The organism is Brevibacterium oceani, from assembly GCF_017948325.1.
Classification (GTDB): domain Bacteria; phylum Actinomycetota; class Actinomycetes; order Actinomycetales; family Brevibacteriaceae; genus Brevibacterium; species Brevibacterium oceani.
Genome location: NZ_CP072846.1, coordinates 3,025,605 through 3,039,403, shown reverse-complemented (window position 1 = coordinate 3,039,403; position 13,799 = coordinate 3,025,605). Strand labels below are relative to the sequence as shown.

14 protein-coding genes are annotated in these 13,799 nt (G+C 58.5%); 5 read left to right on the top strand and 9 right to left on the bottom strand.

Annotation, left to right across the window (positions count from 1 at the left end):
* Positions 1-36: 36 nt before the first annotated feature.
* The 3 genes from J9314_RS13535 to J9314_RS13525 all read right to left on the bottom strand — a co-directional run bounded on the left by J9314_RS13535 (position 37) and on the right by J9314_RS13525 (position 1,759).
* On the bottom strand, positions 37-381 hold the full coding sequence (locus tag J9314_RS13535) for a cupin domain-containing protein (RefSeq protein WP_210602874.1): 345 nt from the start codon (positions 379-381) through the stop codon (positions 37-39).
* A gap of 272 nt (positions 382-653) precedes the next feature.
* Positions 654-1,043, bottom strand: a complete 390-nt coding sequence (locus tag J9314_RS13530) for a nuclear transport factor 2 family protein (protein WP_210602872.1) — start codon at positions 1,041-1,043, stop codon at positions 654-656.
* Positions 1,043-1,759, bottom strand: coding sequence for a hypothetical protein (locus J9314_RS13525; protein ID WP_210602870.1), 717 nt, complete (start codon positions 1,757-1,759; stop codon positions 1,043-1,045). The genes J9314_RS13530 and J9314_RS13525 overlap by 1 nt, the downstream gene beginning before the upstream one ends.
* Before the next feature lie 54 nt (positions 1,760-1,813).
* Between J9314_RS13525 and J9314_RS13520 the strand changes: the two genes are divergently transcribed.
* Positions 1,814-2,281 (top strand): MarR family winged helix-turn-helix transcriptional regulator, encoded by a 468-nt coding sequence (locus J9314_RS13520; RefSeq protein WP_210602869.1) that lies wholly within the window; start codon positions 1,814-1,816, stop codon positions 2,279-2,281.
* A gap of 270 nt (positions 2,282-2,551) precedes the next feature.
* Positions 2,552-3,106: a hypothetical protein gene (locus J9314_RS13515; protein ID WP_210602868.1), complete on the top strand. Its 555-nt coding sequence runs from the start codon at positions 2,552-2,554 to the stop codon at positions 3,104-3,106.
* Positions 3,107-3,170: 64 nt separating this feature from the next.
* Here the strand turns inward: J9314_RS13515 and J9314_RS13510 are convergent, their stop codons facing one another.
* Positions 3,171-3,755, bottom strand: coding sequence for a recombinase family protein (locus J9314_RS13510; protein ID WP_210602867.1), 585 nt, complete (start codon positions 3,753-3,755; stop codon positions 3,171-3,173).
* Between the two features lie 28 nt (positions 3,756-3,783).
* Complete coding sequence (locus J9314_RS13505) at positions 3,784-4,818, bottom strand: hypothetical protein (RefSeq protein ID WP_210602866.1); 1,035 nt, start codon at positions 4,816-4,818, stop codon at positions 3,784-3,786.
* Here J9314_RS13505 and J9314_RS13500 point away from each other — a divergent pair.
* Positions 4,810-5,184, top strand: a complete 375-nt coding sequence (locus tag J9314_RS13500) for a hypothetical protein (protein WP_210602865.1) — start codon at positions 4,810-4,812, stop codon at positions 5,182-5,184. The two genes, J9314_RS13505 and J9314_RS13500, sit on opposite strands and share 9 nt — an antisense overlap.
* A 681-nt stretch (positions 5,185-5,865) precedes the next feature.
* On the opposite strand, the gene J9314_RS13495 is transcribed toward J9314_RS13500, so the two are convergent.
* The 3 genes from J9314_RS13495 to J9314_RS13485 form a co-directional block, all read right to left on the bottom strand.
* Positions 5,866-6,243 carry a hypothetical protein gene (locus J9314_RS13495; RefSeq protein ID WP_210602864.1) on the bottom strand — a complete coding sequence of 126 codons (378 nt, stop codon included), beginning with the start codon at positions 6,241-6,243 and terminating at the stop codon, positions 5,866-5,868.
* Positions 6,240-6,449: a hypothetical protein gene (locus tag J9314_RS13490; protein WP_210602863.1), complete on the bottom strand. Its 210-nt coding sequence runs from the start codon at positions 6,447-6,449 to the stop codon at positions 6,240-6,242. Before J9314_RS13490 ends, J9314_RS13495 begins: the two co-directional genes overlap by 4 nt.
* Positions 6,450-7,723: 1,274 nt before the next feature.
* Entirely contained in the window at positions 7,724-8,998 is a 1,275-nt protein-coding gene (locus J9314_RS13485) for a hypothetical protein (RefSeq protein ID WP_210602862.1), read from the bottom strand.
* 189 nt (positions 8,999-9,187) lie between these two features.
* Between J9314_RS13485 and J9314_RS13480 the strand changes: the two genes are divergently transcribed.
* Positions 9,188-10,342, top strand: coding sequence for a DUF5677 domain-containing protein (locus J9314_RS13480; RefSeq protein ID WP_210602861.1), 1,155 nt, complete (start codon positions 9,188-9,190; stop codon positions 10,340-10,342).
* Positions 10,343-10,481: 139 nt separating this feature from the next.
* Positions 10,482-11,423, top strand: a complete 942-nt coding sequence (locus J9314_RS13475) for an endonuclease/exonuclease/phosphatase family protein (RefSeq protein WP_210602859.1) — start codon at positions 10,482-10,484, stop codon at positions 11,421-11,423.
* A gap of 1,028 nt (positions 11,424-12,451) precedes the next feature.
* Here J9314_RS13475 and J9314_RS13470 read toward each other — a convergent pair.
* Positions 12,452-13,774 (bottom strand): IS1380 family transposase, encoded by a 1,323-nt coding sequence (locus tag J9314_RS13470; protein WP_210602856.1) that lies wholly within the window; start codon positions 13,772-13,774, stop codon positions 12,452-12,454.
* Between the last annotated feature and the right edge of the window lie 25 nt (positions 13,775-13,799).

Genomic DNA, 13,799 nt, shown 5'->3' with positions numbered 1-13,799 from the left:
CGTCGTCTCATAGACACCACCCTTACGAACCTCGACCTAATCCAACCAAGTAGTCTCGAAGCGTGGGCTGGAGTGGATGTGGACTGCTTCGTACCCGCCTTCGTGGGTGACGAACTTGTGCGGGGTCGCTGCAGGAACGACGAGGATCTGTCCGGCGTGGGCATCGATATCGTCTCTGCCCACTGTGAACGTCGCGCCCCCTCGGCGAATGACGAAGGTCTCCGGGTATGGGTGGAGGTGGAGCCGGGGACCCTGGCCCGCCTTGGTGGTGGATTCGAAAATGAGGGAGATGCCGGGGTTTGCCGGGATCTCTGAGTAGTTCTGTATCCACTCCTCGCCGCCTTCTCGTCTATCGTCGCGATCCAGTAAGTGGAATTCCATGGCTGCTCCTCAGCGTGTAGGTGATCGTCGTGTGGGCCGCACCGACGGTGACCGTCGCCGGCGGTGTGTGCTGACGAAATTGGAATGAGCGGAGTCTTTATGGGAGGCACCTACCCGAAAATCGCAGCGAGCAGGGGTCGGTGCCATCGTTTCATCGCGCCCGGTCAGTGGGACATCGAGCATGTTGGATGCGCTTGCCATCAAATTGCGAACAGCAGCTGAACATTCCGTCCGGTCTCCCAGTTCAGCGTCGGATCCGAGTTGAATCGTCTCTATCTCCCAGGTACTGGTGAGCCTGGTGCACCGGCGATGAAGCTGTGTTGGATTCCGGCGATTCGCCATTCGTCGTCGACGCGCAGCAGATGGAACGTGGTTCGCGTGGTGGGAAGCGGATTGCCGCGTGCGGAGCCTCTTGTGTTCACACGAGCGACGGCGATCGCTGAGCCGGAGTATTCTCGGATGCTGACTTCGTCGAGCGAGAGCTCCTCGTAGTCCAGTTGACCGTCGGTGAGCCGTTGCACCCAGGCGTCCTTCTGCAACTGGAAGCCGACTGGCCCGATACCGAGGAAATCATCAGTCAGTAGGCTGTTCGTCGTCGATGCGTCACAGAGGCGTTCCGAGTCAGCCCACGCCGCCAGTGCGTCGTTGACGGTGTTCATCATTACTCCTTCGGTGTGTTCTTACGTTGCCGACTACGGGGAATGAGAAAGCCAGCGGCTGCGATCCAAGCGAGGGCGGTGAAGCGCCCGATCGGGATGAGAGGCTGAAATGGTTCGAGGGCCATGGCGAGGATGCTGAGCTCACAGACCGCGGCGAAGACTAGGCCGACCCAGGCGAGAGGTGCCGGCAGCAGACGCATGATCAGGCCTGGAACCGCTATACCGGCGACGAGTAGGCCGAGGCCGAGTAAGTGGGCGTATCCGCCGGTCCCGAAGGCGAGGAAGCCAAGGGCACGGGTCAGCTCCGGGTGTGAGGCGATGGCGTCTTGTCCTGCAGTCCACGTCAGAACTGCTGAGATTGCCAACAGTATTGAGGCGCTGATTCCGCCGAAGAATGCGATCGCAGGACCGGGTACTCTGACGCCGAGTCGCTGGAAGCGGGCGTACATGGTCGCGGCGTAGATGCCCATAGGGACAGATGCGCCCAGCTGAAACAGTGCGGATAGTCGAACTGCGAGTCCGTGCTGTGTAAAGAAGTCCGACGAATCATCTGCAAACGGGGAAGTGATGGTGTTGCCCTGACTGAGGGCTGCCATCAGTACGAGGCTCAACACGAACAGAGCGAGGCAGACGCTGCCGACGATCCCAGGATGGGGTCCATCCGGACGACGCCGCTTCGTGCTGTGTTGATCGGCTTGGGTTGCCTGCGATTCATTCATGGAGACGATCATACACACTGTGAATGATTTATCAAGGGGTCTATTATTGTTCCTATGAACTCCATGCCACAGTCACACCACCGAATTGCTTTCCTGCTCTCTCAGCTCGGCTCGGATGCGGCGAGCCGATTCGAACAGGTGCTCCTGGCCCTGAAGATCACTGCGTCAGAAGCCGGAGTCCTCCGCCTGGTCGCTCGCACTCCCGGGGTCAGTCAGCGCGTGCTCAGTCAGCAGATAGGGGTGGGTCCGAGTCGGATCGTTGCGGTTCTGGACCGGCTTGAGCGCAACGGCTTCATCGAGCGTCGGCGCAGCAAAAGGGATCGGCGCATTCACGAAGTTGCTCTCACCGGAGAGGGGGAGAGGACCCTCGCTGAAATCCGTCCGCTCGCGGCGGCTCACGAACAGGAATACACGGACTGCCTGGACTCGAGCGAAATTGAGTTTCTGAATGGGCTACTGGAGCGGATAGCCGCCTCGCGTGGCCTTTCGCCCGACGTGCATCGAGGCACCTCGGCAGGCTGAACGGACTGCAACTGACAGTCGAAGTGATCGCAGGACTGGAGTGATGGAGCTTATTGCGACCTGGCTGCTGAAGAACCGAACGATCAGTCTCCGGTGCTCGATATAGTTATACCTGCATAGGTTCTAAATAGCCTATGCAGGTAAAGATCACCTAAACGAGACGCCTTTGAGCGTCCCTAATGTCCAGGCGGATTAGCTGGTCGAGGTGTCTCAATCAGAGGGACTCTTGGATGCTGGGTTTCTGAGACAGTCGGGTGCCATGCTGGTCAGATGAGTGAGAACGCGAAAATTGTATTGGCAGACGTGAAGCGCCACTTCGAGGATGCAGACCTCGATGACATCGCCGATCGGCCGGATGAGCTCGGATTCTCCTGCTCCTTCAAAGCGAGGATTGATGAGCATGAGCCTGGACATCCGACTATTCGATTCGATGCGGACGTGGCCCCCGGCGGAGACGTCGACGGAGCCACGGTCAAGGTGGAGGTCGGCGAGGATTCCGTTACCGAGCTCATTGAGCCGGGCACCGGCATGCATCGAGTGTGTCAACGCTGGCTCACCGACCTTTGGGAGACCTGGGATGAGGGAGAGGTCGAGGTGTCGGAGGAGGTGCACGTGGTGTCTGCATCGGAATTGGAGACTGGGGACCGATGGTTCCGATACGACTTGACGGTGGCCGGGGTCGACAATGACGGATTGACCCGCGACGAAAACCCTGCCGTCAAAGTTCGCTACGAAGAGACCACAGGTACCGACCGGTGGAGCGCTGGTCGGTTGTTCGCTGTCGTCCGCAGCAGTGCCGCTGCCGAAAGCGACTCCGGCAGCTGACCTCGCATTGGAAAAGCGGAGGGCCAGCGAGGTCTCACCTGGCTGGCCCTCCGGCATCGATTGGTCAATTGTCCTCAAGAGACTTTCGGTGACGATAAAAGGTGGCTCGGGACCACCCGACCAATGCTGCCGCTCTCTGCGGCGAGAGATGCTCGTATTTGATGAGCCGTTGCACAGTCCGTACCTTTCGGGCGGTATCCTCCGGGTCCGCTGGCGGACGACCGAACCTCACTCCGCGGGCTCGAGCCGCATTGACTCCGACCTGGACGCGCTCTTGGATGAGCTCACGCTCATACTCGGCGAACGTTGCCATGAGGTTGAGCATGAGCCGGCCCTCACAGGTTGAGGGGTTGATGCCGTCGGTGAGTGAACGCAGGGCGACGCCCTGCTCTGTCAGGGCGGTGACGGTCGAAATGACGTCGATCATCGACCTGCCGATCCGGTCGATCCTCCAGATGACAAGTTCGTCGCCGTCACGGAGACGCTCGTCGAGGAATGACCATCCGGACCGCGAGTTGGCAGCTTTGGAACCTGAGATCTGGTCGGAGAAGATGTGACTGTCTTGGACGCCAACGTCGTAGAGCGCCCGGCGCTGGAAATCATCGTCCTGTTCGTCCTTGGTCGAGGTTCGTGTATAGCCGTATTTCATGGGGGAGTGTCCTTTCGACGCCGTAGTCTCAATCTCCGTAAGTGCGGTCGCGTTGGAGCTGGGCTACCTCTGCTGCGAGGTACTCACCTCCGTCCTGGATGAATTGCTCGCGGTCACCGGGCTCGAGCTCGAGGCGACCCGCCACACCGTGCTCGACCTCGAACTGCTTGAGCTTCTGGTCGACAAACTTGTCGAAGATCGGTTGGTACGAGCGCCCCCTCGCGTCCTTCCGAGTCAGGAACTCCTCAGTGAGCTGCGGCACGCTCTGCCAGAACTGAGCTTTGAACGTCTTCATGGCTTTATCGGTGCGGTCCCTGGCCTCGTCGATGCCGAATGCGTAGCCCCGTCGCTTCCCCTCGTCCGTGCCTTCTTTGATGGCCTTCCGGCGCAGGGACGGAATCTCCGCTTCGCGGCGATCGAGAATCCCCTCACGTTCGTCCAACCGTGACTGCCTGTCCTCGAAGTCGCGTTTGACCTCGGCGACCTCAGTCTTGAACCCCCTGATCTGGCGCTTGGTGGATTTGTGGCGGTCGATGGCCTCGCGTCGCGCGTCCATGGACTTGCTGTACTCGGCCTTGCCCATCCCGACCAGATGGCGCTCCTCGTCGAAGTCAGCTGAGACGTCATAGCCGCGGTCGAGAAGATGGTCTTTGAGGCCGGAATGGTACTCACTCAGCTTTGCCGGCCCGCTCTTCTGCTTCCCGTTCTCGTCTCTGACATCTCGGTGAGAGAACCACGCCTGAGATGACTCCACCCGGAGGCCGTCCTCGTTCTTCGGATCAGGAGCGAACGTGTCGGCGACGATCTGCACGTGTGGAGTCGATTCACTGTGCTGGATGTCGTAGCCGAGGACCGCGTCGGCACCGCCGGGAATCACATTGTTCGCGAGGTAGGAGACCACGTCCTCGAAATACCGTCGTGCCTCGTCTCGATCACGGGCGACCCACCTGCTGCGCTTCAACGGAACCCCATCGTCGTCGAGGACAGGGCTACCGGTTGACTTGTCCAGGACGGGATAGAAGTCCGGGACTTCGACGCAGATCGACTTCGGCAGATGGGACACGAGCAGGGAAGTGGTGACGGTCCCGCCTTTCATCTTGCCGGTCTTCGGATCGAGCTTGTCCTCACGGAATTTCCGCCTCACTCGACCGACCCGTCCGGCACCGTAGTCAAGAACCTCCTGCCGGCGGGTGCACGTTCGGAATCCGCCCTCGCTGTCGTTGACCATCGCCTCATTGAAAACCTCGTCAGCGACGACGATGTTGGGATTGCGTGCGGCCCAATAGGCGATCGAGTCCTCGTCGAGTTCGCGCATCATTTCGTGAATGATTGCGCTCCGCTCGCTGACATTCTTCGTATGCTGAGCATGAAAGCCAGCGCGTCCGATAACGTCCGACATGGTCACTCCTCGATGCTGCTGGATCCGTGAACACTGCTTGTTCTGACAACCGTCACGACGTGGGTGGGGACCCCTCCTGCTTCGCAGCCCCACACACGTCGTGCCGACACAATCTTTTGTCCTGCATCCCCTTCTGCTTCACCGGATTGACCGGACAGTTCGGGACCCGACGGGGATGCAGGACAAGAGATTGTCTTAACCCCGTAAGACAACTTCCGCTTCGCTGCAGTTGTCCGGGGCCCTCCGGGGGCCGCTGCGCGGGGCAAACTGCCCGACAGCAGGCGACAAGCGGAGTCCTTCCGGCCACGACCTGCACCAGTCCTCTCCGGCGAGAAATTCGACAATCTAAGGCTGTGCGCCCATCGCCCTATTGAGAGCACACTGGGCCTGTCCCGATTGGTTCGTGGGCCTATGATTCCGAACGTTGTTGGGTGCGTCAGCACCGATGAACGATGTGCCTCAATGGGGGACCTTCTTGTGCGAGGGCCACCTTCGAGGTCTCCTGCAGGTCTGGCTGGGTCCTCACATTGGTCTTCGGGGACACAACCTGACGACACCACGAGGTCTCCGACGGGCCGCAATGAGCCCTCGGGCTTCCACGGTCCGACTGTGGTCTCGTTCGAGTCTTGCCGTGACCTCTGTGGTGTCTCGTCCGTGCCAGAAGGAGCCCATGTTCCGCCAGTTAGCTGCCTAGATGGCTCGTGAGTGTCTCTAACGGGTCTCATGATGGTCCTCTTCCGGTTCCGCGAAGACACTCGGAAGGCCGCCTGCGTGCGCTAACGCATTGAGGACAAGGCGGATCTCGTCAAGATCGAGTCCGGGGATGGCATCGCCGAGGTCGACTGGATGGTCGTCACTGACGAGGCTGCTCGCGACGGACAGCACCCGACGCTCTCCGCCGCTGAGGTAGCCGGCTTCGGCTGTGGCGACGTCGGGGTCGAACCAGGTACGACCTCGCTTGTCTGTGCGGATCCACGGCCCGTCGAGAACCCGGCCGTCGAGCGCACTGACGATGAGCTCGACCGCGGCCTCGGAAGGAAGCGAACCATCTGCCCATTTCCGGAGTGCATCGGCCCGATGTTTGCTCATGCCGTTGTCCCCGCGTCGATGTCTGCCAAATTGGCCAAATCGAGTTCGGTTTCTCGAATCAAGACGCGGTTGCCGACCTTCGCCGTCGCAAATGGACCATCAGCGACGCTGACACCGAAATAGTTCTTTGATCTGCCTCTGTGAGTCAGGAGCATGCGGTCTGCAACTGGGGTGATGTCTCGTGCCATTACTGCGGGAACCTCCATGTCAAGACACCTAATGGACGATCTGCCGTTCGTTTGGTGTCTCGACTATTCCCCGCGCCTCCGGCTAGCACTGCCGAAGATCTTCTGGTCGCCTGCGTGGTCGAGCTCAATTGGGGCCGCGTCCCCTGTCGTGCGTCTCCTCCATTCGTCAGTGCTGACAGAGGATCCAAACACTCTTGCTAATGCGGCGACGAAGCGATTCATGCGCTCCGTCCTGTTCTCAATTTTACCAAGCAGCGCTACCTAATGGGTCAAAATCAGAGGCGGTAGTCGAAAGTGGGCGCTACAGGTTTTGGTGGGATGGATGCACGCGAGAGAAATAGTTTGAGAGGTCAAATGCGACTTTCGATTGTGTCGCTTGAAGCGAGAACTGTTGTCACTCAGAGCCGGTGTTCACCTCGTCGTTCTGCGGCGTCTCAGGGGAAGTGCATTCCTCGACGGCCTAGCAGAATGACGTTGCTTGGTGTCCGACAGACAGCGGGTAATTGACACTCTTCATCGTTGTCCTGGCTGGGTAAACGCTAGCTGCCAACGCTGTCGACAGCGACTCCTCGATCTCGAGGGAGGAAGAACCACCGCGAAGTAGGCGGGTCTGCCTTCAACGGTTGCGGAGATGAAATGTGTACCACGAAGTGGTACACACCTCGAAGGCCATCTGACCAGGGTAAACACCGAAATGGCTACTACAGATCGTGAGGTGTGTACCACTTCCTAAGTCGACGTGGTACAGGTGTTCTCCCTGGTCAGGGGCATTATTTGAGCATTTGTACCATGTGTACCAGATATTTCCGACTTCTATATAGAAATTTGCGCTACTTGATGTCTTGCGATGAGGGCCATTGGGGAGCAGTGGGACAGAATCCTATATATAAGTTAGAAAAGAATGGTACAAGTGGTACAAGGGGTATCGAAAAGCCTTGTGACCTGGGCAAACGAATGTACCACTTCAAAATCTCCGCCTGGTACACGTGGTACGGGGCCCGTGTTCACTTACCTTCTGACCTGCAGAAACGAGATGTACCACTCACGAAAAGCGTGGTACATCCGAAACGCTACCCCGCAGGGGTATAGATGAGTCGGTTGAAGTCCTGTGAAGTACTGATGATCACGGTGAAGGTGGCCAAACGAGCCGAGAGCACTAGATCGTTGAAGGCATGGACGCGGCCCTGCGATGTGGCAGTGCCATAGAATGTATGGCCGATCGCGGGTCCTGCGACCTGCAGCCTGGAGGCGACTGGGGCGACGTTGGGCAAGCGACGATTTGCCTGACCTGGTCATGTCCAACCGGTCACGGCCTGACCGCTGTGCGATCTGAAATTCCGCCGAGTCCATTCCCGCCACTCTTCATAGCTCAGATCTGGTCGCTCACCTTTCGGGAGCCTGATGGCTCGAAGCGGATCGGAGTCCTCAAGGTGCTGTTCCGACCACGCCAAATACTCGCCGAGGACACCCAAGTTCTCGTCGGTGGGATCTCCGAGATTGATAGCACTTCTCAACCGCTCCACTGTGTCAGTGAGCTCGCGATGCCGGGCGACATCGGATCTGAGCTGTTCGAGCGTCTCGAACCACGAACTGTACCGTTCCGCGCGCTGTCGAAAAATCTCCGCTCGCCGTCGTTCCTCAGCAATCTCGATGTCGCGTTGTCGCCACCGCTCTACCAGCTCGCGTTGCTTGACCGAGGCCTCTTCAATGCGTTCGATAGCGCGTATCAGTTTGTCCTCGATGTAAGTCGCGGCAGTGTCTTCAATGCCATAGGCATTTGTAGAGCCTTCTCTGATTTCGAGTCTCATGCGGTCCGTAGGCTCGAAATCGTACTTCGGTGCGTATGACCAGCTATATCGTTCTTTGCGAGCGATTTCTTCGTCAGTGAGCTTGTGTTCGACGCGCTTTTGACGCATCCGCAGTCGGATCGCCACTGGTTTGTCACCGGCATCGATCGTGAACAGGTCAGCGCCGGGGGAGACCCTTGTTCGTCGGTCGGTCCAGGGGTCACGTCGGATCGTCGACGGATTCGCCGATACGGTCCAATCGCGGCGAACTGCTTCTTGCACAAGCGCATGAAGAATGAGCAGGGCTCGTTGCCGCTGCTCACTCGGTACGTCGAGACGCGCTTTGTGATCGATGATCTCGCGCACTGCTGTGTGCGGCCGGCGCAACTGAGTCGGAATGTCGATAGCGCCGGGCAACCTCTGAGGCTCAGCGGGCGTTGGCCCTGGCTTTGCATTGACAGCGATTCGACCTTTAGGCGACTTGCCAGGGGCGGTAGGTGACCTGTTGGAGGCGGAGCTACGCTTGGGAGGAGCAGGTAGATTACGGCCGGAACTTGCCCGCTCCAACTGTGGATAGCGGCCGTGCTCGAGGTAGTAGGAGCCAGCTTCGGTAATCGTGGCGTTCCATTTCCCGGTGCTCTTGCTGACCCTGATGAGTTTTCGATCTTTGAGTGCAATGGCGCTCTTCTTGAACGTTTCAATCGGTGGATTGTCAAGGTCTGCACCGTCGGCCACCCAGCGTAATACTTGGAGTTGGACGTCGTTGATTGAACGGTTCATATAGATAGCTTGTCACCGTGCGCCTCGACCGTCGAGGGAGAAGCGAGATTGGGTTGCAAATGTGAGGAAGCCTGCTGACCTTGCAAAACACGTTAGGCGTGATGATTGTCGATAGCAATCTCGCATGATTTACGCGAAAGGATGTTGCCAGCGCGCAGCAAGTTGAATGAAGTGGGCGATACTGAGGCAATGAGCACCACCATCAGCCTCCCAGTTCCACTGCACAAACGTCTTCCTGAAGCGGTTTGCGAGAATATTGCTCAGTGGCAACACATTCTGCATCATGACACGGGAGTGATTATCCAGACCCTGCCGTCAAGCGCAGCGAGGTCGATCCTTACCGTTGCCGTAAACGACGCACTTTCGTTGGTCGACCATGTAGACCGTTTTGACGGAAGAACGGCAGCTTTATTGGCCCGCGCTCTTTTCGAGCACTGGATGAACATCTGCGACGTGTTAGATGTGCCCGAGCTTTCAGAAAGATATGAACGGCATCGATTCGTTACTGCGCAGCAGATTTCGTCGAACATTGATTGGGTGTCGTTGCTTACTCCAGCCCAGCGTCACAGGGAAGAGCGGCGTCTCAAGAAACTTGGCAGAATCACAAAAGCTTCCTTTGACGAGTCCCTGAGTGACTACGGTAAACAGTTCAAAAAGGGATGGGCCGTCGGTCCACTCAAAGACAGGGCCGACAAGCAAGGAGCTAGTGACCAGTACGAGACCTATCGCATCTTGTCGTCGGTCGTCCACGGGACTAGCGGAGGACTTGACGGGCTAGTCCATGAATTTGGTGAGCATCGGTCACATCTCGTGGGCGCTGACTTCGGGTTTTTGCCGCAGTCTTACGCAGAGGGCCTGTATAGTTTCTGCAAACTCGCCGAGCGCATAGATCAGTCTGTCGCATCCACAGAAGCACATGACTTCGTCGCACAGACGGCACTACTCATGAACCATCTGTCCGAAATCTATCGAGAGATCGAGAAGGAGAAAGCCCGGATATGGCCGACTGGACCTTCAGTATCAATACTTGCGATTGCAGCGGTTTATCCATCTGGAAAAGTCAATTGGTATCTCCACAATGTCACCGAGGGAACAGTTGTTCGCGCGGATCCTGTAGGGGAGACTCCCGACCTAAGCGCCGTTGTCGACGCGGCTCATCAGGCCAGCTTGATTAGACCAAGTAGCGACCCCGTATTGGCAACAGTTGACGGAGCGGTCCTCACTGCGAAAACTGGCGCGACTTATGGACACTGGGAGGGGCTGAAGGGGCGAGATGATTTTGAGCTCATTTCGAGGTTTATCCCACAGCTTGACGGCGTCGAAGTGATCGATCGGAATTCATGACTCTTTGTCGGACTGCCGACAACGCCGACTTCAGCGTCATGACGTGAGGCTACCTCGAGCCACGATCCTGCGTCCTGTTCCCACGTTGTTCCACCCCCAGTTCGTCGGACATTCACTTCGCGCCATCACGATTGTGTGCATGGTGACCATCGGTACATGGAATCTCGAAAACCTGTTCCGTCCCGGAGATGACTCCGGGCCCAAGAGCTCTCAAGAGTATGAGAGCAAGCTCGATGCGCTGGCGTCGACGATCACGGATCTCGCTCCAGATGTCCTTGCCGTTCAAGAGGTCGGCGACCCGCATGCTCTTGATGACCTCGCGGAACGGCTTAAGGGCACATGGCGCACGGCATTGGCCGAACCCGACGCCCGTGGCATCCGTGTCGGCTTCCTGTCCAAGTCGGCGCTGACCAAGGTCGAAGAGATCTCAGATTTCCCCGACGGGCTGTCGCCCGTCCAGGTCGATGACGAGGGCGGAACGATTGAGCAGATGGGTCGCTCCGCGCTCAAGGCACGTATCCGAAAAGGCGGCGCGACGATCGACATCGTCTCAGTCCACCTCAAATCCAAACTGCTGTCGTACCCCGGCGGTCGGTTCTCGCCCCGGGATGAAGACGAACGTGCTCGATACTCCGTTTATGCTCTCCACCGACGAGCAGCCGAGGCCTCCGCGGTCCGCGCCGGAGCGGTCGAACTGCTCGGTGGTGACGGGCGCGCGAACAGAGTCATCGTCGCGGGCGATCTCAATGACGAACCTCAAGCTGCCACGACGCAGATTCTGCTCGGCCCTGGTGGCTCGGAATTCGGCACGACCGGCTTCGATCGGGCCGACAAGGGTGATGCTGATCGAATGTGGAACCTGGAACAGCTGATCCCGGAGAAAGAGCGGTTCACGCGTATTTATCGTGGCCAGCGCGAACTTATCGACCACATCTTGGTCAGCCACGCGCTGACTGATTCCGTTGAATCGGTCACCACTGGGGGAGTGGACATCTCCTCAGTGTCCGACTCGCCAGGTCGACGCAACGCTGCTGAAGCTTCGGACCATCGTCCCGTTGTCGCGACTTTTAACCGCAGCTGAGCTTCTCCTCTGGCGCAAGCTGCTCGACTTCGTCGAGCCAGGCAAGTCTGCAACGTCCGCGCCGTCGTCTGTTCAGTCAGAGCATGTCGTGTGTCGTCAATGTGACGGCGATGTTCCTAGACCTGTTCATTGGCGGAGAGGCAAGCTCGGCGCTGGCGTCGACTCATCGAAAGACTGCGCTATAGGCTAATCTGAGAAGCGCATAAGTACACAATCACGGGTTGAGTTCGGAGAAGTTCGAAGCTCGTTCCAGAAGTCCCGGCAGAACCGGTTGGATCTGGGTAGATTGTGAAGATGGACGAGTCTAAACAATCCTGGAAGCCAGGCCTATCCAGGTCTCCAACGAATCCTTTTTCAGACGAACCCTCTGAGTCGATTGATTCTGAACTGGTGGGGGTGCACTGCCCTGTACAGGCTGGGCTTTTCGGGTTCGCCGGTGCCGCAGCTTTTGGATAAGTACTTGACCATCGGCGATGTACATGTCACTCAATCGCTCAGACCGTTTCGATATCAGTACACGGACGTTGTAACAACCGACCATGAAATACCCCGGATGATTGAGACAACTAGACGCTTGTGGTCTCGTCCTGGTCAGTTGGTTACAGTGGCACAGACTGAGTTTCTTGTTGAAGAGCACCGTACGGGGGACCAAATTGACGGCGCGAGATCGCTGTGTGAGTCCGCTTTCGGAGCCCTATCGGCAGTCATCGACGAACGTTTCATGGATCGGCGGTTAGGTGAATTCGTGAGCGTCACGACTGCGAACGATGACTACTTTGTCGATACCACCAATGCTATGCGATCGTTTGCTCCGGGGGTTGGCGGCGTGAGCCTGAAGGAGCTGACCGAACGGGCTGCGTCTTATCCCTGATCCACCGTCAAGGGCTTTCTGGGCCGGAACTGTCAATGTAGTCGAAGTGTGATGGCAGGCGGGTACACCAAAGAGCCAGCCCACCCGTCTGGTACTTCCACTCACAGTTTCCTCATCAGGCCCCGCAGGGCGGCATCGTGCACGAACTTCGGTGCCTCTACGGACTCGATGCCGCGTTCCATAACCGCGACCACTGAGCCTGCCACGGCCACAATCTCGGGAGATGAATAATCAGGCGTCTGCCCGTCCTGGCCAACCGTGCTGGGATAGCAACGATCTTCCTCAACAGTGACTGCATTCGCGCCAACCCCATCCCCGCCGCACATGCGGCAGCCCGGGCAAGATTGAACGCGATGGTCGCGAACGCCAGCCAGGCTTGGTTGGCCACGAACTTTCCCGATGGCAGGTGTGCCAAAGGGCCCTGCTTGTGTTCAGCGATGACTTGCTCGACGATCGCGTGTCCGCGATGCCGGCGATCGGCCTCCACCGTCGATAGGTCACTGTTGGTGATGAAGGCGTGATACCGCCAGGTGGCAAACAGTGCCTCCTGGGAGTCGGGTTTGACCTTGACTCTGCGCACCACCAACCGGCACTGCACTCGTTCGGCTTTCGGACGCGACGTGAAAGCGGTGAACGAGGCTACTTCGGCGACCTCAGCATCAGAGATCCACTGACCGGACTCGTCGTCATAGATCGCTTGCGGGTAGGAAATTGGCTCCCACCGGTCCTCGTCGATGCTGCTGATCGCTGCTGTCACGGTCTTCCACTGCGGAATCGTGTAGGACCACCAGGCTCCAGCCTGTTCGGCTGCGGTGATATTTACTCGTTGGCAGAAAGCAGCATCGGCACGGACGAGAACCCGCCGCTCCGGAGCCATCCGGGCGATGGTGGACAGTCCACGGGCCAGGTGCCAATCAGCGTGATCTCCGGAGCGAATATTGCCCCGCCGCAGCTGGGACTCGAGCACTATCGGGGCCGACCCTTCCGTGTGGGCAGTCACCAGCAGTGCGTTCAGCCCCCGCACTCCTGAGTAGCCGAACGCCGCAGCCTGTTTCTGGTGCCCGTGGACACCACGAATGGTGTCATCCACGTCGACCATGATCGGCCCCTCACCTGCCGGGATCATCGTCGACAAACGGCCCAGCAGGTCTCGGTTCGTCTTCGCGATTTGGAGGACGTGTCCGTAAGTGAACGAGCGGAGGAATGTTCCCAGTGTCGATGGTGCCCGGACAGCACCGATGAGTTTCGGTGTGGCTCCGGCTCGCAGCAGGTCGAGGTCATCGATGGAATCGGCTCCTGCCAGCATTCCCGCGATCAGTGTCCGCGACTTCACCACAGGGTTCGGTGATGCCACCCTCATCGTCGACAACGACTGGCTCAATCCGGCTTGCTCGGCAAGATCGAGCACTGGTGCCAGGCCGGCCGCCGACACGAGGTTCGACTCATCGAAGATGGGTGTACGGGTATGAGAGACTGTCACTTGCGAGGTGTCCTTCTGACGTGTG